Source organism: Mesorhizobium sp. M4B.F.Ca.ET.089.01.1.1 (assembly GCF_004022605.1).
In the GTDB taxonomy this organism is placed as follows: Bacteria; Pseudomonadota; Alphaproteobacteria; order Rhizobiales; family Rhizobiaceae; genus Mesorhizobium; species Mesorhizobium abyssinicae.
On record NZ_RZOS01000053.1, the window covers coordinates 1 to 21,704 of the forward strand.

The window sequence follows — 21,704 nt, forward strand, 5'->3', positions numbered from 1 at the left end:
GTGCTGCCCGGCGTCGGCGCTTATGCCGACTGCGCGGCCGGCCTCAAGGCCGTCAGCGGCATGTGGGACGCGGTGGAAGAGGTGGTGATCGTCAAGGGGCGGCCGTTCCTCGGCATCTGCGTCGGCATGCAGCTGATGTCGGAACGCGGGCTGGAAAAGACCGTCACCAGGGGCTTCGGCTGGATCGCCGGCGACATCAAGGAGATCACGCCGGCCGATGCGGCGCTGAAGATCCCGCAGATCGGCTGGAACACGATCGAGCTCACGCGCAAGCATCCGGTGTTCTCGGGCATCGAGACCGGGCCGAAGGGACTGCACGCCTATTTCGTCCATTCCTATCATCTGGAGGCCACGAAGCCGGACGAGGTGCTGGCGGTCGCCGACTATGGCGGGCCGGTGACGGCGGCTGTCGCGCGCGACAACCTGATCGGCACGCAGTTCCATCCCGAGAAGAGCCAGGCCCTCGGCCTCGCCCTGATCACCAATTTCCTGCGCTGGAGGCCTTGATGAGCAAGAAGGGCTACTGGATCGCGCTGATCGACGTCCGCGATCCCGAGATCTACAAGCAATATATCGAGGCCAACGCTGTGGCATTCGCCAAATACGGTGCGAAATTCCCCGTGCGGGCCGGACGATACACCAACCCGGAAGGGCCGACGGGCAATCGCCATGTCGTGGTCGAGTTCGAGTCCTACGAAACGGCGATCGCCTGCTACGAATCGCCGGAATACCAAGCGGCCTCGAAATATAGGCTTACCGCCTCGACCGGCCACTTTGTCATCGTCGAGGGCGCCTGACCGTGATCCTGTTTCCCGCGATCGATCTCAAGGACGGCAAATGCGTGCGCCTGAAGCACGGCGACATGGCCACGGCCACCATCTACAACGATGACCCGGCGGCCCAGGCCAAGGCCTTCGAGGAACAGGGTTTCGAGTGGCTGCACGTGGTCGACCTCAACGGCGCCTTCAAGGGACAGAGCGTCAACAGCGCGGCTGTCGGCGCCATCCTCAAGGCAACCAGGAACCCGGTGCAGCTCGGCGGCGGCATCCGCACGCTGGAGCAGATCGAGGACTGGCTCGACCGTGGCCTGGCGCGCGTCATCCTCGGCACGGTGGCGGTGCGCGACCCTGACCTCGTCAAGCAGGCCTGCAAGGCCTTTCCGGGCAAGATCGCCGTCGGTATCGACGCCAAGGGCGGCAAGGTCGCGGTCGAGGGCTGGGCCGAAGCGTCCAGCCTCGGCGTCGTCGAGCTGGCGCAGAAATTCGAAGGCGCCGGCGTCGCCGCCATCATCTACACCGATATCGACCGCGACGGCGTGCTGACCGGGATCAACTGGGATTCGACGATCGACCTCGCCGAGGCGGTGTCGATTCCGGTGATCGCCTCGGGCGGCCTGGCCTCGATCGCCGACATCGTGCGCATGACCATGCCTGACGCGCAGAGGCTCGAAGGCGCCATTTCCGGCCGCGCGCTCTATGACGGGCGCATCGACCCAGTCGAGGCGCTGGCGATCCTGCGCGGCGAGGGCATGGGGGCAAGACCGTGAAGGTCTCGATCATCCTGGCGTCCTACGACAGCGGCCACTATCACGGCGGCTGCGGCCAGGGTCCGGACGCGCTGATGGCCGGCGGCCTGGCCGACGCGCTCAAGCTTGCCGGCCACGACATCGACGTCCACGACATCGGCAGAGTGAGCGACGACGAGCAGGCGCGCGAGATCGCGACCGGCTTCGCCGTCTGCAACGCCGTCTCGGGCGAGGTGCGCATCGCCCTCGACAATGGGCGGTTTCCCGTCGTGCTCGCCGGCAACTGCCTGAGCAGCGCAGGCGCCGTGGCCGGCCAAGGCGCCGACGCCATCATCTGGGCCGACCAGCATGGCGACATCAACACGCCGGACACTTCCACCTCCGGATTTCTCGACGGCATGGCTCTGGCGACGGTACTGGGCCTCTGCTGGCGGCCGATGACGGCGCAGATCCCCGGCTTCAAGCCGATCGATCCCGCCCGTGCGGTGCTCGTCAATGCGCGCGACCTCGACCCGGCGGAAGAGGAACGTCTGGAAAAGCTCCCCGTCATCCGGGCGGAATGTCCGGGCTGGGCCGGGGTGGCCGAAAAGCTGAAGGCCGCCGACGCAAGCCGTGTCCACATGCATATCGACCTCGACGTGCACGATCCCGAAGAGCTGCAGGCGAACCGTTTCGCGACGCCCGGCGGTCCCGCTCCGGAGCAGGTGCGTCGCGCCATGTGCGGCATGGCCGGCCTGCTGCCCGTCGCCGGCCTCACCCTCTCCGCCTATGATCCGGCCTTCGATGCCAAGGGCGAGGTGCCGCCGCTGGTCGGTGAACTGCTGGTCGACCTGCTGGCGACATTGGAGAAGAGCTGATGCTGAAGGCACGCGTCATTCCTTGCCTCGACGTCAAGAACGGCCGCGTCGTCAAGGGCGTCAACTTCGTCGACCTCATCGATGCCGGCGATCCGGTCGAGGCGGCCAAGGCCTATGACGCGGCCGGCGCCGACGAGCTCTGCTTCCTCGACATCACCGCCTCGTCGGACAACCGCGAGACCATCTTCGACGTCGTCGCCCGCACCGCCGAGCAATGCTTCATGCCGCTCACCGTCGGCGGCGGCGTGCGCCAGGTGGCCGACATAAGAAGGCTGCTTCTGGCCGGCGCCGACAAGGTGTCGATCAACACGGCAGCGGTGAAGAACCCCGATTTCGTCGCGGAAGCGGCCGACAAGTTCGGCAACCAGTGCATCGTGGTGGCCATCGACGCCAAGAAGGTCTCGGGCGCCGGCGAGGCCGACCGCTGGGAGATCTTTACCCATGGCGGGCGCGAGAAGACCGGCATCGACGCCGTCGACTTCGCCAGGCGGATGGTCGATCGCGGCGCCGGCGAGATCCTTTTGACGTCGATGGACCGCGACGGCACCAAGGCCGGCTACGACATCGCGCTGACACGCGCGATCGCGGACGCGGTGCGCGCGCCGGTCATCGCCTCCGGCGGCGTCGGCACGCTCGACCATCTGGTGGAAGGCATCCGCGACGGCCATGCCGGTGCGGTGCTTGCCGCCTCGATCTTCCATTTCGGCACCTACACCATCGCCGAGGCCAAGGCGCATATGGCCGCTGCCGGGCTGCCGATGCGGCTGGACTCGCCGGTTCAACGGGCTTAAACGGCGAAAATGACTGAGTTTTCGCTGTCCGATCTGGAAAAGACCATCCGGGAACGCGCCCGCTCCGGCGATCCGGACTCGTGGACGGCAAAGCTGTTCGCCAAGGGCATCGACAAGGCGGCGCAGAAGCTCGGCGAGGAAGCCGTCGAGACGGTGATCGCCGCCGTGCGCGGCGACAGGCAGGGCCTCGTTTCGGAAAGTGCCGATCTTATGTATCATTGGCTGGTCGTCCTCGGCATCGCCGGCGTGCCGCTGGACGAGGTGCTGAAGGAGCTCGAGGGCCGCACCGGCCGCTCGGGGGTTGCCGAAAAGGCGTCGCGGCCCAAGGGCTGACCGTAGAGACGGATTGAGCATGATGTCGCCCGAGAACCGCTTCACACTTTTCGACATCATGCTCTAGGAGGGCAGGAAACTCGATGGATCAGCTTGCTCCTACCGAGAAATACTCCCCCTATCGTTTCTTCTCGGCCGAGCAATGGTCACAGTTCCGCGCCGACACGCCGCTGACGCTGACCGAGGACGAGATCGACCGCTTGCGGTCGTTGAACGACCCGGTCGACCTCGAGGAGGTCAAACGCATCTATCTGTCGCTGTCGCGGCTGCTCTCGGCGCATGTCGAGGCAAGCCAGCTGCTGTTCCGGCAGCGCCAGGCCTTCTTCAACGCCCAGGATGTGGTCAAGACGCCCTTCATCATCGGCATCGCCGGCTCGGTCGCGGTCGGCAAATCGACCACGGCGCGCGTGCTTAAGGAGCTTCTGGCGCGCTGGCCGTCGAGCCCAAAGGTCGATCTGATCACCACCGACGGCTTCCTGCTGCCAAACGAGATCCTGCGCCGCGACAACCTGATGGAGCGCAAGGGCTTTCCCGACAGCTATGATGTCGGCGCGCTGCTCAGGTTCCTGTCCGGCATCAAGTCGGCGCAACGCAATGTCCGCGCGCCGGTCTATTCGCACCTGACCTACGATGTCATTCCCGGCGAGTTCGTCACCATCGATCGGCCGGACATTTTGATCTTCGAGGGCATCAACGTGCTGCAGCCGGGCAAATTGCCGAGGGACGGCAAGATCGTGCCCTTCCTGTCGGACTTCTTCGACTTCGCCATCTACATCGATGCCGACGAGAAACTGATCCACCAGTGGTACATCCAGCGCTTCATGCGGCTGCGCGAAACCGCCTTCCGCAACCCGGACTCCTTCTTCCACCGCTACTCGCAGCTTTCGGAAGACGCCGCACGCGCCATCGCCGAGGGTTTGTGGACCAACATCAACCTGAAGAACCTGCGCGAGAACATCCTGCCGACGCGGGCGCGCGCGGACCTTATCCTGCGCAAGGGCGCCAACCACCTGGTCGAGGAGGTGGCGCTAAGGAAGCTTTGACGCGCCGAGGCATTCCTTAAAGTCATCTTAACCGAGCTTTTCTATTGTCGGGCCCGATCCGCGGGCTGGGCAAGCAATGAACGCGCCATTCCTCCACATCGATCGACCGGCGTCGAGCGGCATCGCGCACCCGCGAACCGGCACGGCGACGGTCGCGCTGATCGTGCCGGTGCACAATGAGGAGAGCGCGATCGCGCCGTTCCTGGCGGCCGTGCGCGAACACACCGACCCGCTGAAGCAAGCCGGCGTCGCCTTCGACTTCATCTTCGTCAATGACGGCAGCAGCGACGCGACGCTCGATCGGCTGATCGAGGCGCAGCAAGCCGATCCGCGCATCCGGGTGATCGACCTGTCGCGCAATTTCGGCAAGGAAGCCGCCTTGACCGCCGGGCTCGACTGCTGCGATGCGGATGCCGCGATCCCGATGGATGCCGACCTCCAGGATCCGCCGCATGTCATTCCGCTGCTTGTCGAGAAATGGCGCGAGGGTTTCGAGGTCGTGCTCGCCAAGCGCGCCAGCCGCGCCAGCGACAGTTTCCTCAAGCAGCGCTCCGCGTCGATGTTCTACCGCGTTCACAACTGGATCGCGCAGCAGAAGATCCCGCAGGATGTCGGCGATTTCCGGCTCATCGACCGCCAGGTGATCGAGGCGCTGCGTTCGCTTCCCGAGCGGCGCCGGTTCATGAAAGGGCTGTTCGCCTGGGTGGGCTTCCGCTCCGCCACCGTCGAATACAGCCGCGACCAGCGCAGCGCCGGACAATCGAAGTTCTCGGGCTGGCGACTGTGGAACTTCGCGCTGGAAGGCATCACCAGCTTCTCGAGCGCGCCGCTGGAGGTCTGGACCTATGTCGGCGCGACGATCTCGGCCTTCGCGTTCCTCTACGGCCTCCTGATCATCGCCAAGACGCTGGTCTTCGGCATCGACGTGCCCGGCTATGCTTCGCTGCTGGTCAGCGTGCTGTTCCTCGGCGGCATCCAGCTGCTCGGCATCGGCATCATCGGCCAGTATCTCGGCCGCGTCTATGCCGAGATCAAACAGCGCCCGATCTACATCGTGCGCCGCAAATACGACGGGACGCCCTGATGGAGCTCGATGCCTATCGGCGGATGGCGGCCACCGAGGACGAGCATTGGTGGTTCTGCGGGCGGCGCGCCATCGCCGAGGCGGTCATCCGCGGCCTCGGCCTGCCGCGCGAGGCCGACATCCTCGAGATCGGCGCCGGCACGGGCGGCAACATCAGGATGCTGGAGCAGTTCGGCACCGTCACGGCGGTGGAGATGAACGAGCTGGCGCGCCGGATCGCCCGCGAGAAGACGGGCCGCGACTTCCTTGCCGGCCATCTTCCCGATGGCATGCCCGTGACGCCGGCGAGCTTCGACCTCGTCTGCCTGTTCGACGTGCTGGAGCATGTCGCGGAAGACGAAGCCTCGCTGGAGACGATAAGGCGGATGCTGAAGCCGGGCGGCAAGGTCGTGCTCACGGTTCCGGCGCACCAATGGCTGTGGAGCAAGCATGATGTCGGGCTGCACCACATGCGGCGCTATTCGCGCAATCTGTTGAAGACGCGCATCGAACAGGCCGGTTATCGCATCGAGAAGCTGAGCTACACCAATGCGGCGCTGTTTCCGGTGGCGGCGCTCGCCCGCCTTGCCGACCGCCTGCGGCGCTCGAACACCGCTTCCGGGCAGGCGATGCCGCCAAAGCCGATCAACAGCGCGATGAAGGCGCTGTTTTCGGCCGAAAGCCGGATCCTGCCGAATGCCGGGCTGCCGTTCGGTGTCTCGCTGCTTGCCGTGTTCGGCACGGACGCGGCCTTCGACAGGGCGCGACTGGACAGCCGGCTGGCGGCCTGACTCCGACCATGCTGAACATTCTGCGCTCCCACCGGATTTCGCGCTTCGCAGTGATCGGCGGCGCTTCGACGCTGGTCTATGCCGTTTGCGCCCTGGCGCTGTCGCGCGGCGGCACTGGAACCGCGATGCTCCCGGCAACGGCGGCGTCCGTGGTCGCCTATGCCATTGCGGGCCTGTTCTCCTATGCCGGGCACAAGTACTTCACCTTCATGTCGGCTGGCGCGCACGCCTTCGAACTGCCGCGCTTTGCTCTGCTCAACGCGATGGGCCTGGCGACAGCCATCGCCTTGCCGGTCGTCCTCACCGAGCGGCTGGGCATGCCCGCGGCCATTCCGATCGTCCTGACCTGCATCGTCGTGCCGCTGGTGAACTACATCGTGCTCAGGCGTTGGGTGTTCCGCGATGTCTAGAGCCGAGCCCTACGACAAGCCTTTGGCCGGCTTCGGCCCGTCGTCGCGACCCGTCTGGCGGATCGCGGCGCCGCTTTTCCTGACATTCTTGGCTGCCGCCTATGCGGCGTGGCTGGCGATCGCCGTGGTGCCGACCAATGTCGATGTGTCGTGGCTGCTGGTGGTCTGCGAGCGGCTGTTGAACGGCGAACGGCTGAACACCGATATGCTGGAGACCAATCCGCCCTTCTCGATCTGGCTGTATATGCCGTTCGTGCTGCTGGAGAGGCTGACCGGCATAGCGGCCGAGTTCTGGCTGGCGCTCGGGGTTGTCTGTCTCGGTCTGGCCAGCCTGGTGGTTTGCGCCCGGATCCTGACGCGCGCCGACCCGATCTACCGGCAGGCCGGCGGCTTCTGGGTGCTGGCGGCGGCGGCCTTCATGGTACTGTGTTTCCTGCCGGATCAGTTCGGCCAGCGCGAGCAGTTCGCGCTGATCGGCATCCTGCCCTGGCTGGCATTGCAGTGCGCGCGCCAGCGGCAACCGGACTTCGTTGCCGGATCGCTTGCCGAACGCATCGTGGCCGGCCTCGGCGCCGGCGTCATGGTGATGGTCAAGCCACCCCACTTCGCCTTGGCCTTCGTCGTGCCGTCGCTGTGCCTCGCCTGGCAACGGCGTTCGCCAAGGCCGATCCTCGTTACGGAAAACCTTATCGGGGCCGCGATGGCCGTCTTCTACGTGGCCAGCATCGCAATCTTCGACCGCGGCTATCTGACGGAAGTCCTGCCGCTCGTCAGGGAAGTCTACCTGCCGCTTCGCGCGCCGCTGCTCGACAATCTGGAGAACTGGCCGAAGATCGTGCTGCTGCTGTCGGCCGCGATCGTTGTCGGGACGGGAGCGCCGAGGCATGTGCATTGGGACACAAGGATCGCGCTGGCAAGCGCGCTCGGCCTGGTCCCCGCCTTCCTGCTGATGGGCAAGGGATGGCCGAACCACGCCCTGCCGATGGTCGCGATCACGGCAATCGCGTTCGGCCTGCAGCTTCTGCGGTTCGGCGATTTCCCAAAGAACGGGATGGTTCGCAAAGCCGCGCTGATGTTCGGTTGCGTGCTGCTGCTGCAAGCGACGACCAGGGCGCAGTATGACGCGCTGACCAGGGACAGCGGACCGATCGAGCGATCGGTCGGTGCAATCCGCTACAGCTTCGACCATCCGACGATCGTATCGATCGCCTCGCAAATGCAGGCCGCCTTCCCCCTGACCCGGTTGGTGGGCGGCAGGTTCGTGTCGCGCAACCCCGGCGCCTGGATGGTCTCCAGCGCGCAGAAACTGATGGACAGGACCGATGACCCCGAACAGAAGCTGAGATTGGAGACAATCCGCGATCGGGCGATCGGCGACTTTGCCGCCGAGATAGCGGCAAAGCAGCCCGACATCGTGCTGGCAGGCCCGGCAGGCAATCCGTCCTGGGATGCGCTCATGCACGGCGACAAGCGGATCATGGCTGCCTTGCGCAACTACCGTGTGCTGCATGCGGAGCCGGCAATCACCGTCTACCGGCGCATCCAAAGATGAAGAATACGGCGCTCAGAACGCCGCGACGGCCGCCTCGGGGCGATTGATGGTCGCTGTCTGCATGGCCGCCACCGGCCGGGAATCGGCCGGGATCAGCTTGCGAGCCACGACATAGACGATGAGCGTGACGATGGCGCTGACATAGCCGTCGATCGCATAGTGCCAGGCGAGGTAGACCGAGCTGGCCGCGACGAAGGCGACATAGACGAACGCCAGCGCACCCAGATAGCGGTTGAACTCGCGCAGGAACAGCGCGTTCAGCATCGCCAACCCGACATGCACGCTCGGGAACGCCGAAATGCCCGAGCCAAAGCCGGTCTGCCTGGCCTCGTGCAGCGTCCACAGATACTGCTGATAGGAAACGGCGGAGTTGCGCGACGCGGCGCCATGGGCCAGGAACGCAAGCTGTTCGCCAAACCGGGCCACGTCTCCCGTGACCGAGCCATAGAACGCCGGGCCCGCCGACAGGAACAGCGCCGCCAGCACGTTGCCGACGACGATCCAGACCGCCATGAAGCAGGCCAGGTAGCGCGTGCGAACCGATGCCACCATGGGCGACGTCGCGACAAAGAACAGGGCGCCGAAATTGAGCAGGAACCAGAACACGTTGTAGTTCCACTCGATTGCCGCGCGGACCGAATCGTTTTCGGCCACGGCGTAAAGCCAGCGCCACGGATCGGTGCCAAAATGCAGGAAGGCGTCGATGTTGGCTTGCGCCACGTCGAACGGAAAACCGTCCTGCCAGACCGGCATGCCGTTCTTCACCGAGGTGAATGTGCCTTGGAAGATCATCAGCGCCATAAGCAGGCTCAGCCCGGAGAACGCGTAGGCCAACCGCGTCGTGGAAAAGATCCGTTTCGCGGCAAGACGGCGCCGGGGGCCGAAGCGGCGGACGATCAGGATGAGGTCGATAAGGATAGCAAAAGCCGGCAATATCAGACAGTTAAGCAGAGTCCATCTGCCGAAATAAATCGAATAGGCGGTGCGGTCGTCAGCGCCTATCGCATGCAGGAAGACCAGTCCCGCCAACGTATAGATGACGATGCTCAGATAAAGGCCCGAATCCCTGCGAACGAGCTGAATTGCCCCGCAGACGATCGTCCACAGGTGACGGATAGCCAAACCGCTCTCATTCATTGCCCGACCCCACACCGCAGCGCCTTGGCGTATTTATGAAAAAAGTCTGTAGATTCGGTTAGCGGGCGTGCAGCGTCACCCGCCGCAACGTCAGATTGATGCGACCGCCATTCTTCAGCAGCGCCGAGGTCGACGGGTAGATGCGGTCGACGCCGTGGAAGCAAAGGCGGCCCTCGCCGCCGAGCACGACGACGTCGCCGCTTTTCAGCCGGAACGATTTTGTCCCGCCTTCGCGCGCGGTCTGGCCGACCCTGAACAGGCAATCGTCGCCCAACGACACCGAAACGACGGGGGCGGAAAAATCCTCTTCGTCGCGGTCCTGGTGCAGGCCCATCCTGGCGTCGCTCGAATAGAAATTGACGAGACAGGCCTCAGGCGGATGCGGATAGGCAGCAACCTCCTGCCATACTTTCAGTAAGGCCTCCGGGATCGGCGGCCATGGCAGTCCTGAGACCGGATGCGTCGGCTGATAGCGGTAGCCACGCTCCTTGTCGGTGACCCAGCCGAGCGGGCCGCAATTGGTCATGCGCACGCTCATTTCCTTGCCGGTGCGCGGCATGGCCGGCACGAACAAGGGCGCAGCCTGCACCACCGCCCTGATCTCTTCGACCAGCGCTTCCTGCGCCGGGCGCGGCAGGTAGCCGGGCATGTGGCGGACACCCTTGGGCAAAACGAGCATGGGATTTCCGTTCGATCCGGTTAACGCGCCCGAGCATGCCACCGATGGGGAAAGTCGGCGACCCGAAAGCGGCCAGCGCGGTCTCCGCCGGCCCGTCTCAGTCGTTCTCGACCCGGCCGCGCAGCTTCTTCACCGTGGAGCGCCCGGCCTTGGTCTTGAGGCGGCGCTCGACGGCGCCTTTCGACGGCCTGGTCTTCTTGCGCGGCGGCGGCGGCGGCTCGGCCGCCTTGGCGACCAGCGCGGTCAGCCTCGCCCGCGCATCGGCCCGGTTCTGCTCCTGGGTGCGGAAGCGTCCGGCCTCGATGACGACGACCCCATCCTTGGTGGCGCGCTGGCCGGCAAGCTTGATCGTGCGCTCGCGCACCCGCTCCGGCAGGCCCTCGGCGTTGGCGGCATCGAAGCGCAGTTGCACGGCGGTGGCCACCTTGTTGACGTTCTGGCCGCCAGGACCCGAGGAACGGATGAAATCCTCGTGCAGATCGCCGGGATGGATCACCACATTGTCGGCAATGATGATTTTGTCGTCTGAAGCCATGCCGCAGTCATGACGCGGCGGCGTGAAAAAGAAAAGACCCGGCGGAAAGCCGGGTCTTGAACAGAAAGACTGTAGCCGCAACGACTATTCGGCCGCTTCCTGCAGGCGCGGCGCGGCACCCATGATGGTCGCGTCGACATGCGGCTCAAACTTTTCGAAGTTGGCGGCGAACATGCCGACCAGCCTCGCCGCCTGGCGGTCGTAGGCCGGCTTGTCGGCCCAGGTCGAGCGCGGATCGAGGATGGCGCGCTCGACGCCGGCGACCGCCACCGGCACCGCGAAGCCGAAATTGGCGTCGGTGCGGAAATCGGCGGTCTTCAGCGAGCCGTCGAGCGCGGCGGCGAGCAGCGCCCGCGTCACCTTGATCGGCATGCGGCGGCCGGTGCCGTAAGCGCCGCCGGTCCAACCGGTGTTGACAAGCCAGCAATCGGCGCCATGGCGGGCGATCAGCTCGCGCAGCAGATTGCCGTATTCCGACGGGTGGCGCGGCATGAACGGCGCGCCGAAACAGGTCGAGAAGGTCGCTTCCGGCTCGGTGACGCCCTTTTCGGTGCCGGCGACCTTGGCCGTGTAGCCGGAGAGGAAATGATACATCGCCTGCGCCGGGGTCAGTTTCGCGATCGGCGGCATCACGCCGAAGGCGTCGGCGGTCAGCATGATGATGTTTTTGGGATGTCTGGCGCGGCCGGTCTTCGAGGCATTGGGGATGTAGTCGAGCGGATAGGCGCAGCGCGTGTTTTCGGTCAGGCTGCCGTCGTCGAAATCCGGCACGCGGTCGGCGCCGAGCACGACATTTTCCAGCACGGTGCCGAAACGTTGCGTGGTGGCGAAGATCTCCGGCTCGGCCTCGGCCGAGAGCCTGATCGTCTTGGCGTAGCAGCCGCCCTCGAAGTTGAAGATGCCGTGCGGGCCCCAGCCGTGCTCGTCATCGCCGATCAGCGTGCGCGACGGATCGGCCGACAGCGTCGTCTTGCCGGTTCCGGAGAGGCCGAAGAACACCGCCGCGTCGCCCGCCGGGCCTTCATTGGCCGAGCAGTGCATCGGCATCACGCCCTTCGCCGGCAGCAGATAGTTGAGGGCGGTGAACACCGACTTCTTCATCTCGCCGGCATAGGAGGTGCCGCCGATCAGCACGATCATGCGCGTCAGATCGACGGCGATCACCGTTTCGGTGCGGGTGCCGTGGCGGGCCGGGTCGGCGCGGAACGAGGGCAGATCGATGATCGTCATCGCCGGCACGAAATGCGCGAGCTCCGACGCCTCGGGGCGGATCAGGAGATTGCGGATGAACAGCGAATGCCAGGCGAATTCGGTGACGACCCGGGTCGGCAGCTTCAGATCCGAATCGGCGCCGCCGACCAGATCCTGAACATAGAGGTCCTTGTTCGCCGCATGGGCGTGGAAATCTGCCAGCAGCGCATCGAACTGCGCCGGCGAGATCGCCTTGTTGTTGTCCCACCAGACATGCGGTTCGGTGGCGCCGTCGCGCACGACGAATTTGTCCTTGGGCGAGCGTCCCGTATGCTGGCCGGTCTCGGCGACGAGGGCGCCATGGGCGGTGAGCCTGGCCTCGCCGCGGCGGATCGCTTCCTCGTACAGCGCGGCGGCGCCGAAGTTATAGCGTACCGTGCCCGTGGTCTTCAGATCGAGGGGGCATGCGGGATTGCGTTTGCCGGCTTCCGACATCAAGGGTTCCTTCTTCGTTTGCCGCATCTGGCTTTGCTTTGCCGCGTCTGGCCGGCGGATGACCGGCGCCCCGATGCCGGGGCTGAGAGGGTCAGAACCAGAAAACCCGAATGATATCAAATCTTTAATCGATTTAAAAAATTTGAAAGTTGTTTAAATCGTTTATATGTGCAAAAAATCACAGTGGTTGCCCAAAGGATTGGCAAACCTTGTTCGTCCAATCCGCGTAGGGGTGCGAATGCGGCCGCCGGCACGCTGTGCGTGACACTGCGCGGAGCCTATGCCACATTTTGTACCTAATTTGTCCTGCAAAAGCCCCTTCTCGACGAAAGAAGGGACAGCTCATGAGGGAGCCGCTTGAAATGGCAACAATCGCGCTTGTCGACGACGACCGCAATATCCTGACGTCGGTGTCGATCGCCCTCGAATCCGAGGGCTATCGCGTCGAAACCTACACGGATGGTGCGTCGGCGCTGGAAGGCCTGGCGGCGCGGCCGCCGAATCTCGCCATCCTCGACATCAAGATGCCGCGCATGGACGGCATGGAACTCTTGCGCCGGATGCGTCAAAAATCCGACCTGCCGGTGATCTTCCTGACCTCCAAGGACGACGAGATCGACGAGCTCTTCGGCCTCAAGATGGGCGCCGACGACTTCATCCGCAAACCGTTCTCGCAGCGTCTGCTGGTCGAGCGGGTGCGCGCGGTGCTGCGCCGCACCAGCGCCCGCGAGGCCGCCGCCAAGCAGCCCAGCCAGCAGGCCCGCTCGCTGGAGCGCGGCCAGCTGGTCATGGATCAGGAGCGGCATACCTGCACTTGGAAGGGCGAGCCGGTGACGCTGACCGTCACCGAATTCCTCATCCTGCATTCGCTGGCGCAGCGTCCCGGCGTGGTAAAAAGCCGTGATGCGCTGATGGATTCGGCTTATGATGAACAGGTCTATGTCGACGACCGCACCATCGACAGCCACATCAAGCGGCTGCGCAAGAAGTTCAAGGCCGTCGACGACGACTTCGAAATGATCGAAACCCTTTACGGAGTCGGATACCGGTTCCGCGAGGCGTAAGTTGATGCATGCCGCTCGACGGTGTACGGCGGTTTGGGTCAACGACATGCGTAGGAACAGGCCGGGAGCTGCTATTCGATGGCAGTGGACGTAGAGCGGAACAGAAGGGCGGGCGCCGTCAGGCGGCCGTCCCGGATGCTGCCCGCATTCCTGTCGAAGATCACTGTGCCTATGCGCCGTTTCCTCGGCCATCACATCTTCTCCAGCCTGACCCGCCGCATCCTGTTCCTCAACCTTGCCGGCCTGGCGGTGCTTGTTACCGGCATCCTCTATCTCAATACCTTCCGCGACGGGCTGATCGATGCCCGCGTCGAAAGCCTGATGACGCAGGGCGAGATCATCGCCGGCGCGATCGCGGCGTCGGCGACGGTGGAGACCGATTCGATCAGCATCGATCCGGAAAAGCTGCTTGAGCTGCAGGCGGGCGAGAGCCTGGGCCCCGGTTCCGACCAGCTCGACAATCTCGACTTCCCGATCAATCCGGAGCGGGTCGCGCCGGTGCTGCGGCGGCTGATCTCGCCGACGCGCACGCGCGCCCGCATCTACGATCGCGACGCCAACCTGCTGCTCGATTCGCGCCATCTCTATTCGCGCGGCCAGATCCTGCGCTACGACCTGCCGCCGGTCGACGACGAGCAGCCGGGCATCGTCGAGCGCGTCGAAAAGTTCGTCTTCGACTTCTTCCGCAACAAGGACCTGCCGGTCTACCACGAGCAGCCCGGCGGCAACGGCGCGGCGTTTCCGGAAGTGGTCAAGGCGCTGACCGGCAGCCCCTCGACCATCGTGCGCATCAGCGAGCAGGGCGAGCAGATCGTCTCCGTCGCCGTCCCGATCCAGCGCTTCCGTGCCGTGCTCGGCGTGCTGATGCTGTCGACCGAAGGCGGCGACATCGACAAGATCGTCTCCGCCGAGCGCAAGGCGATCCTGCGCGTCTTCGGCATTGCGGCACTTGTCACCGCCATCCTGTCGATGCTCCTCGCCTCGACCATCGCCAACCCGTTGCGCCGGCTTTCCGCCGCCGCCGTCAGGGTGCGGCGCGGCGTCAAGAACCGCGAGGAAATCCCCGACTTCTCCGACCGCCAGGACGAGATCGGCAATTTGTCGATCGCGGTCCGCGACATGACCAACGCGCTCTATGCCCGCATCGAGGCGATCGAGAGCTTCGCCGCCGACGTCTCGCACGAACTGAAGAACCCGCTGACGTCGCTGCGCAGCGCCGTGGAGACGCTGCCCCTGGCGAAGAACGAGAATTCGCGCGGGCGGCTGATGGAGATCATCCAGCATGACGTGCGGCGGCTCGACCGGCTGATCACCGACATTTCCGACGCATCGCGCCTCGACGCCGAGCTGGCGCGCGAGGATGCGGGAACGGTCGACCTCAAGACCTTCATCACCGACCTCGTCGCCGTCTCGCGCGAGACGACGCGCAACAAGAAGGCGGTCGAGATCGAGCTCAAGGTGGCCAAGCTGCCGCAAGGCGTCAAAGGCTATGTCGTCACCGGCCACGACCTGCGGATCGGCCAGGTGATCACCAATCTGATCGAGAATGCCCGCTCCTTCGTTCCCGAGGAGCATGGCCATATCACCATCTCGCTGGCGCGCGCCGGCAAGCTCAACATCGTCACCGTCGACGACAACGGGCCGGGCATCCGGGCCGACAACATCGACCGCATCTTCGAGCGTTTCTACACCGACCGTCCGGCCGGCGAGGCCTTCGGCCAGAATTCCGGCCTTGGCCTGTCGATCAGCCGGCAGATCGTCGAGGCGCATGGCGGCACGCTGACGGCGGAAAACATCCCCGGCACCAAGCCCGGCGAGATCAAGGGCGCGCGCTTCGTGGTGACGCTGCCGGCCGAAGCTTGACTTCCGACGCCATCATGTCCGATCCCGCCGCGAAGCCCGAAAACATCCACGGAACCGCTATCCTGATCGGCGAGCGCGGCGTCCTCATCACCGGAGCGTCCGGCGCCGGCAAGACGACGCTGGCGCTGACGCTGATCGACCATTGCCGCGCGCGCGGCCTGTTTTCACGGCTGGTCGGCGACGACAGGCTGCTGGCCATGGCGCATGGCGGGCGGCTGGTGTGCCGCGTGCCGGCGACCATCGCCGGCCTCGCCGAGGTGCCCGGCTTCATTCCGCGGCCGCTGCCATTCGAGCCGGGCGCGGTGATCGACCTCAATGTGCGGCTGGTGCCACAGGCGGAAATGGCGCGTTTCCAGGAAGAAATCCGCGAACCGGTCGCCGGCTGCCCGGTGCCGCGCGTCGACCTTGCCGAGCGCAATGCGGCGACCGCCCTGCCGGCCGTGATGGCGCGGCTCTCCATCGCGCCTTTTCTATGATCCGCTTCGGCTTTTTTGCTGCAATGCGTCAAAATGGCCCGGGCCTGCGCAATTTTGGGCTTGTCAACGCGCCGCGCGTCGACAAGATAGCGCTCCCGCCGCCTGGAATGGCTGGCGAGCATAAAATACGCCTGTGAAGCGGCGATGACGGGAGCCACCAAAGAATGATCGGACTCGTGCTCGTGACGCACGGTCAGCTGGCCACGGAGTTCCGACATGCCGTGGAACATGTCGTCGGGCCACAGGACAATTTCGAAACCGTGGCGATCGGCGCCGAAGACGATATGGAGCAGCGCCGCCGCGACATCGTCGACGCCGTGGCGCGCGTCGACACCGGCGCCGGCGTCATCGTCTTGACCGACATGTTCGGCGGCACGCCCTCGAACCTTGCCATCTCGGTGATGGAATCCGGCCGCATCGAGGTCATCGCCGGCATGAACCTGCCGATGCTGATCAAGCTTTCCTCGATCCGCAAGGGCGACAACATGGCCGCCGCGCTCGACGAGGCGCAGGCCGCGGGGCGCAAATACATCAACGTCGCCAGCCAGCTCCTGAGCAGCAAATGAACGCGCTGTCGCCGGAACAGGACCAGCTCGTGCGTGATTTTCCGATCATCAACCAGCGCGGCCTGCATGCGCGCGCCTCGGCGAAATTCGTCCAGGTCGCCAGCAGCTTCGATGCCGCCATCCATGTCGAGAAGGACGGCGTCACGGTCGGCGGAACCTCGATCATGGGCCTGATGATGCTGGCGGCAAGCCCGGGCTATTCGATCCGCGTCACCGCCAGCGGACCGCAAGCGCTGCAGGCCATCGACGCGCTGGAGCAGCTGGTCGCCGGGCGCTTCGGCGAGGAATGCTGACGACGAGCTTTTTGTCTTCATGCATGTCGTTACCCCAAAACCGCTGCACACTTTTGGGCGACATGCATCGGCGCAAAGACATGCACGAATAAAGATTTCTTTATATCCCATTGTCGTTTGGATGCCGATCTGCTAGTCAGGCCGGCAATCCGCGCCCTTCCACGCGCCGTCAGGCGCCGGCGCGTGTCACAGACAAATCACACCGGAGCACTGCCATGACGGGTAGCAAGGACTATGTGGTCGCCGACATTTCGCTTGCCGGCTGGGGCCGCAAGGAGATCGAGATCGCCGAAACCGAAATGCCGGGCCTGATGGCCTGCCGCGAGGAGTTCGGCGACAAGAAGCCGCTCAAGGGCGCGCGCATCACCGGCTCGCTGCACATGACGATCCAGACGGCGGTCCTGATCGAGACGCTGAAGGTGCTGGGCGCCGACATCCGCTGGGCCTCGTGCAACATCTTCTCGACCCAGGACCATGCCGCGGCGGCGATCGCCGAAGCCGGCATTCCGGTGTTCGCCATCAAGGGCGAGACGCTCGAGGACTATTGGGAATACACCGACAAGATCTTCCAGTGGGCCGATGGCGGCACCTCCAACATGATCCTCGACGATGGCGGCGACGCCACCATGTACATCCTGATCGGCGCCCGCGCCGAGGCCGGCGAGGATGTGCTGTCCAATCCGGGCAGCGAAGAGGAAGAGATCCTGTTCGCCCAGATCAAGAAGCGCCTGAAGGCCTCGCCCGGCTTCTTCACCAAGCAGAAGGAAGCGATCCGCGGCGTCACCGAGGAGACGACCACCGGCGTCAACCGGCTCTACCAGCTGCAGAAGAAGGGCCTGCTGCCGTTCCCGGCGATCAACGTCAACGATTCCGTCACCAAGTCGAAGTTCGACAACAAATACGGCTGCAAGGAATCGCTGGTCGACGGCATCCGCCGCGGCACCGACACGATGATGGCCGGCAAGGTCGCGGTCGTCTGCGGCTATGGCGACGTCGGCAAGGGCTCGTCGGCCTCGCTGAAGGGCGCCGGCGCCCGCGTCAAGGTCACCGAGGTCGATCCGATTTGCGCGCTGCAGGCGGCGATGGACGGTTTCGAGGTGGTCACGCTCGAGGACGCGGCGCCGACCGCGGATATCGTCATCACCACCACCGGCAACAAGGATGTCGTCACCCTCGACCACATGCGGTCGATGAAGGACATGGTGATCGTCGGCAACATCGGCCACTTCGACAACGAGATCCAGGTGGCGTCGCTGCGCAACCTGAAATGGACCAATGTCAAGCCGCAGGTCGACATGATCACCTTCCCGGACGGCAAGCGGATGATCCTTTTGTCCGAAGGTCGGCTGCTCAATCTCGGCAACGCCACGGGCCATCCGAGCTTCGTCATGTCGGCGTCCTTCACCAACCAGGTGCTGGCGCAGATCGAGCTCTACTCGAAGCACGGCCAGTACCAGAACCAGGTCTATGTGCTGCCGAAGCATCTCGACGAGAAGGTCGCGCGCCTGCATCTCGATAAGCTCGGCGCCCGGCTGACCGAACTGTCAGGCGAGCAGGCCGCCTATATTGGCGTGACGCCGCAAGGTCCGTTCAAGCCGGAACACTACCGCTATTAACCAAAACGAAAATTACCACTAGATATTGAAGCCGGGCGATTGACTTTCGCCCGGCTTTATTTTTGCGCCGAATGATTCTTCACGCCGATTCCAGCAGGCGTTATTGTTGTGATTCGCGGTCCGGGGGACGAGGGCCGGGATACGCAATCTGGGCGGTCTTGCATTCAGGCGGCGAAGAGGACCAAGACATGCCGGGGGAAAACCCGCCTCGCGCGGGACAGGCCGTTTCCGGCGGCCAAAGCGATTCGGTGAGATCGGGCTCCGCCGTCAGGGGCGGGCGTTTGCTGCGGCGTGCCGGTGTCCGCATGGCGGCGCTGCTTGCCGGCTCGGCGCTTTGCAGCCCGTTGCTTGGCCTTGCGGCGCATGCCGAAGCCGGCGTCGCGCAATCGGCCGGACTATCGGTCAGCACGGTCGAGGTCATGCAGCTCGCCATGTTCGCCGGGGTCATGGGGGCCGCCCTTGTCTCGGCCATCTTCCTGATCCGCGAAAGAGCCCGCACGTCGGCTCAGAACGCCGAGCTCAGGACCCGCATCGCCGACGTCAACGCGGCGCTGCAGCGCTCCGAGGCGCTGCTCAATCTGCGCGACCAGCGCGTCGTGGTGTGGGCTTCCGAGAACAAGAAGCCGGAACTCATCGGCACATTGCCGCTGGAGAGCGGCGCGCCCGAGGACCGCGCCGCCTTCCTCGCCTTCGGCCGCTGGCTGATGCCGCGTTCGGCCGCCGCGCTCGAGCATGCAGTGGCGGCGTTGCGGGAAAAGGCAAAGACCTTCGATCTCGTCATCGAGACGCAGGCCGGGGTTCCGCTCGAGGTGCAGGGCCGCAAGAGCGCGGCACATGTGCTGGTGCGCTTCGTCTCGCTGTCTGAAACGCTGCGTGGCCAGGCAAGGCTGAAGATCGAGAACCAGCGGCTCAGCGCCGACTACGACACCATGCTCGGCCTGCTCGACGCGCTGAAGATGCCGACCTGGCTGCGCGCCGCTGACGGGCGGCTGAAATGGGTCAACCGCGCCTATGCCGAGGCGGTCGAGGCGCCAAATGCCGAAGCCGCGGTGCGCGAGGCCAAGGAGTTCCTCGGCGGCCAGGCGCGCGAACAGATCGCCGAGCAGCACAAGGCGCGGCCGGTGTTCGAGCAAACGCTGTCGACGGTGATCGAAGGCGATCGCCGCATGTTCTCGGTGACCGATTTCGCCGGTGCCGACGGCTCGGCCGGGCTTGCCTGCGACACCAGCGCCACCGAGACCATCCGCGGCGAATATGAGCGGACGGTGCGCAGCCACGCGGACACGCTCGACCAGCTCAACACAGCGGTCGCCATCTTCGACGCCAACGAGAAGCTGCGTTTCTTCAACCAGGCGTTCCAGAAACTGTGGAACCTTGACAGCGGCTTCCTGCACAGCGCACCGGACAATGCCCTGCTGCTCGACCGGCTGCGCAGCGAGGGCAAGATCGCCGAACAGCCGGAGTGGCGGCGCTGGAAGGAAGGCCTGCTCGGCGCCTATCGCGCGGTCGAATCGCAAGAGCACTGGTGGCACCTGCCGGACGGCAAGACCATTCGCGTGGTGGCCAATCCGCAGCCCAAGGGCGGCGTCACCTGGGTGTTCGAGAACCTGACCGAGAAGATGGATCTCGAAAGCCGCTACCAGACGGCGGTGCGCGTGCAGGGCGAAACGCTGGACAATCTCGCCGAAGGTGTCGCGGTGTTCGGTCCGGACGGTCGGCTGCGGCTGTCGAACCCGGCATTCGTGGCGCTGTGGGGGCTGGACCAGGACGTGGTCAAGCCCAATGTCCATGTCTCGGCGATCCGCGACCTCTGCGACCGGCGGGCCAAGGACAGCCCGTGGGGCGGCTTCGTCGCCGCCATCACCGGTTTCGACGACGAACGCCGCGACCGCCATGGCCAGAGCGAACTCGTCAACGGCACGGTGCTCAGCTACGCCGTCATCCATCTGCCCAACGGGCAAGTGATGATGACCTTCGTCGACGTCACCGACAGCGTCAATGTCGAGCGGGCGCTGAAGGACAAGAACGAGGCGCTGGAGCGGTCCGACCAGCTGAAGAACGAGTTCGTGCAGCACGTTTCCTACGAACTGCGCTCGCCGCTGACCAACATCATCGGCTTCACCGAGCTGCTGTCGCTGCCCGCGACAGGGCCGCTGACGCCGAAGCAGCGCGAATATGTCGAGCATGTCGGCTCGTCCTCCTCGGTGCTGCTCACCATCGTCAACGACATACTGGATCTCGCCACCGTCGATGCCGGCATCATGCAGCTCGACATCTCCGAGGTCAGCGTCGACCGGACGATCGCCGCCGCCGCCGAGCTGGTCGCCGACCGCCTGGAGGAGCACTCGATCACGCTCAAGGTCGACGCCGCGGCGGCGCCGAAGAGCTTCCATGGCGACGAGACCCGCATCCGCCAGATCCTCTACAATCTGCTCAGCAACGCCGCGAACTATGCGCCGGAAGCAAGCACGGTCACCCTCGCCTGCCGCCAGCTCGCCGAGGGCGTGGAATTCTCCGTCCATGACGACGGGCCCGGCATGCCGCCGGATGTGCTGGATTCGGTGTTCCGCCGCTTCGAGCCGCGCACCAATGGCGGGCGCCGGCGCGGCGCCGGCCTCGGCCTGTCGATCGTCAAGAGCTTTGTCGAATTGCATGGCGGCAGCGTCCGCATCGAGACCGGCAAGGACCAGGGCACCACCGTCATCTGCGCCTTTCCCGCCGCGCCTTCGGGCATTCGCGCCGCGGCCGAGTAGCGGGCCTCATGGCAGGGCTGGAGCGTTTTCTCGCCGACGAAGCCGCCACGGCAAGGCTGGGTGAAGACCTGGCGATGGCGCTGCGCCCGGGCGACGTGCTGGCGCTCAAGGGCGATCTCGGCGCCGGCAAGTCGACGCTGGCGCGGGCGCTCATCCGGGCGCTGGCCGACGATGCCGGCCTCGACGTGCCGAGCCCGACCTTCACGCTGGTGCAGAGCTACGAGACGCGCCTTCCCGTGCATCATTTCGATCTCTACCGCCTGTCTTCGGCGAGCGAGCTCGACGAACTCGGCTTCGACGACGCGCTGGCGCAAGGCGGGGCGGCCCTGGTCGAATGGCCGGAACGCGCCGAAGCCGCTCTGCCCGATGGGACGGTCTGGATCGAGCTCGTCCACCAGGGCGACGGCCGCCTGGCGAAGCTGTCGGGACAGGGCGCTGCCATCGATCGCGCGGCGCGCTCGCTGGCGATGCGCGATTTCCTGGCCACGGCCGGCTGGGGCGAAGCCGGCCGGCGCTTCTTCGTCGGCGACGCTTCCGCCCGCTCCTATGAGATCGTTTCGCTCGCCGGCATCGCGCCGCGCGTGCTGATGAACTCGCCGCGGCTGGTGCTCGGCCCGCCGGTGCGCAACGGCAAGCCCTATGCGGTCATCGCCCATACCGCGCAGTCCGTC

The 21,704-nt window shown here is 65.2% G+C and carries 23 protein-coding genes; 19 read left to right on the plus strand and 4 right to left on the minus strand.

Annotated features, from left to right (window positions below; all coding sequences use genetic code 11):
* The 11 genes from hisH to EN780_RS08170 form a co-directional block, all read left to right on the plus strand.
* On the plus strand, positions 1-507 hold a 507-nt coding region (gene hisH / locus EN780_RS08120), incomplete at its 5' end, for an imidazole glycerol phosphate synthase subunit HisH (RefSeq protein ID WP_128273083.1).
* Positions 507-797, plus strand: a complete 291-nt coding sequence (locus EN780_RS08125) for a DUF1330 domain-containing protein (RefSeq protein WP_127283694.1) — start codon at positions 507-509, stop codon at positions 795-797. The genes hisH and EN780_RS08125, both read left to right, overlap by 1 nt.
* A 2-nt stretch (positions 798-799) precedes the next feature.
* On the plus strand, positions 800-1,546 hold the full coding sequence (gene hisA / locus EN780_RS08130) for a 1-(5-phosphoribosyl)-5-[(5-phosphoribosylamino)methylideneamino]imidazole-4-carboxamide isomerase (protein WP_128273085.1): 747 nt from the start codon (positions 800-802) through the stop codon (positions 1,544-1,546).
* Complete coding sequence (locus EN780_RS08135; protein ID WP_128273087.1) at positions 1,543-2,382, plus strand: arginase family protein; 840 nt, start codon at positions 1,543-1,545, stop codon at positions 2,380-2,382. Before hisA ends, EN780_RS08135 begins: the two co-directional genes overlap by 4 nt.
* Positions 2,379-3,173 carry an imidazole glycerol phosphate synthase subunit HisF gene (gene hisF / locus EN780_RS08140; RefSeq protein WP_187331353.1) on the plus strand — a complete coding sequence of 265 codons (795 nt, stop codon included), beginning with the start codon at positions 2,379-2,381 and terminating at the stop codon, positions 3,171-3,173. The genes EN780_RS08135 and hisF overlap by 4 nt, the downstream gene beginning before the upstream one ends.
* A gap of 9 nt (positions 3,174-3,182) precedes the next feature.
* Complete coding sequence (locus tag EN780_RS08145; protein WP_127283698.1) at positions 3,183-3,506, plus strand: phosphoribosyl-ATP diphosphatase; 324 nt, start codon at positions 3,183-3,185, stop codon at positions 3,504-3,506.
* An 83-nt stretch (positions 3,507-3,589) separates the two neighbouring features.
* The gene (coaA, locus tag EN780_RS08150; protein ID WP_126057108.1) at positions 3,590-4,549 is read left to right on the plus strand and encodes a type I pantothenate kinase; all 960 of its coding nucleotides are present in this window, start codon (positions 3,590-3,592) and stop codon (positions 4,547-4,549) included.
* Positions 4,550-4,625: 76 nt separating this feature from the next.
* On the plus strand, positions 4,626-5,633 hold the full coding sequence (locus EN780_RS08155) for a glycosyltransferase family 2 protein (RefSeq protein ID WP_245493258.1): 1,008 nt from the start codon (positions 4,626-4,628) through the stop codon (positions 5,631-5,633).
* Positions 5,633-6,403 (plus strand): class I SAM-dependent methyltransferase, encoded by a 771-nt coding sequence (locus tag EN780_RS08160; RefSeq protein WP_128273091.1) that lies wholly within the window; start codon positions 5,633-5,635, stop codon positions 6,401-6,403. The genes EN780_RS08155 and EN780_RS08160 overlap by 1 nt, the downstream gene beginning before the upstream one ends.
* Before the next feature lie 8 nt (positions 6,404-6,411).
* Positions 6,412-6,813, plus strand: a complete 402-nt coding sequence (locus tag EN780_RS08165; protein WP_128273093.1) for a GtrA family protein — start codon at positions 6,412-6,414, stop codon at positions 6,811-6,813.
* Complete coding sequence (locus EN780_RS08170; protein ID WP_128273095.1) at positions 6,806-8,365, plus strand: hypothetical protein; 1,560 nt, start codon at positions 6,806-6,808, stop codon at positions 8,363-8,365. Before EN780_RS08165 ends, EN780_RS08170 begins: the two co-directional genes overlap by 8 nt.
* Before the next feature lie 12 nt (positions 8,366-8,377).
* Here EN780_RS08170 and EN780_RS08175 read toward each other — a convergent pair whose 3' ends face one another.
* The 4 genes from EN780_RS08175 to EN780_RS08190 all read right to left on the minus strand — a co-directional run bounded on the left by EN780_RS08175 (position 8,378) and on the right by EN780_RS08190 (position 12,402).
* A complete protein-coding gene (locus EN780_RS08175) occupies positions 8,378-9,487 on the minus strand; it encodes a phosphatase PAP2 family protein (protein ID WP_189556452.1) in 1,110 nt (369 codons plus the stop codon).
* 73 nt (positions 9,488-9,560) lie between these two features.
* The gene (locus EN780_RS08180) at positions 9,561-10,181 is read right to left on the minus strand and encodes an alpha-ketoglutarate-dependent dioxygenase AlkB (RefSeq protein ID WP_128273099.1); all 621 of its coding nucleotides are present in this window, start codon (positions 10,179-10,181) and stop codon (positions 9,561-9,563) included.
* 97 nt (positions 10,182-10,278) lie between these two features.
* Positions 10,279-10,716: an alternative ribosome rescue aminoacyl-tRNA hydrolase ArfB gene (arfB, locus tag EN780_RS08185; protein WP_128273101.1), complete on the minus strand. Its 438-nt coding sequence runs from the start codon at positions 10,714-10,716 to the stop codon at positions 10,279-10,281.
* Positions 10,717-10,800: 84 nt separating this feature from the next.
* A complete protein-coding gene (locus EN780_RS08190) occupies positions 10,801-12,402 on the minus strand; it encodes a phosphoenolpyruvate carboxykinase (protein WP_128273103.1) in 1,602 nt (533 codons plus the stop codon).
* 362 nt (positions 12,403-12,764) lie between these two features.
* Here EN780_RS08190 and EN780_RS08195 point away from each other — a divergent pair, with 362 nt between their 5' ends.
* The 8 genes from EN780_RS08195 to tsaE all read left to right on the plus strand — a co-directional run.
* Complete coding sequence (locus EN780_RS08195) at positions 12,765-13,466, plus strand: response regulator transcription factor (RefSeq protein WP_126057113.1); 702 nt, start codon at positions 12,765-12,767, stop codon at positions 13,464-13,466.
* A 78-nt stretch (positions 13,467-13,544) separates the two neighbouring features.
* Positions 13,545-15,329, plus strand: coding sequence for a sensor histidine kinase (locus EN780_RS08200; protein WP_127283707.1), 1,785 nt, complete (start codon positions 13,545-13,547; stop codon positions 15,327-15,329).
* Positions 15,330-15,343: 14 nt separating this feature from the next.
* Positions 15,344-15,805, plus strand: coding sequence for an HPr kinase/phosphorylase (locus tag EN780_RS08205; RefSeq protein WP_127283708.1), 462 nt, complete (start codon positions 15,344-15,346; stop codon positions 15,803-15,805).
* A gap of 164 nt (positions 15,806-15,969) precedes the next feature.
* Positions 15,970-16,371 carry a PTS sugar transporter subunit IIA gene (locus tag EN780_RS08215; RefSeq protein ID WP_127283710.1) on the plus strand — a complete coding sequence of 134 codons (402 nt, stop codon included), beginning with the start codon at positions 15,970-15,972 and terminating at the stop codon, positions 16,369-16,371.
* Complete coding sequence (locus EN780_RS08220; RefSeq protein WP_127283711.1) at positions 16,368-16,664, plus strand: HPr family phosphocarrier protein; 297 nt, start codon at positions 16,368-16,370, stop codon at positions 16,662-16,664. Before EN780_RS08215 ends, EN780_RS08220 begins: the two co-directional genes overlap by 4 nt.
* 215 nt (positions 16,665-16,879) lie before the next feature.
* Positions 16,880-18,280 carry an adenosylhomocysteinase gene (gene ahcY, locus EN780_RS08225; RefSeq protein ID WP_127391613.1) on the plus strand — a complete coding sequence of 467 codons (1,401 nt, stop codon included), beginning with the start codon at positions 16,880-16,882 and terminating at the stop codon, positions 18,278-18,280.
* A gap of 188 nt (positions 18,281-18,468) precedes the next feature.
* Entirely contained in the window at positions 18,469-21,033 is a 2,565-nt protein-coding gene (locus EN780_RS08230) for a PAS domain-containing sensor histidine kinase (RefSeq protein WP_128273105.1), read from the plus strand.
* An 8-nt stretch (positions 21,034-21,041) separates the two neighbouring features.
* On the plus strand, positions 21,042-21,704 hold a 663-nt coding region (gene tsaE, locus EN780_RS08235), incomplete at its 3' end, for a tRNA (adenosine(37)-N6)-threonylcarbamoyltransferase complex ATPase subunit type 1 TsaE (protein WP_128273107.1).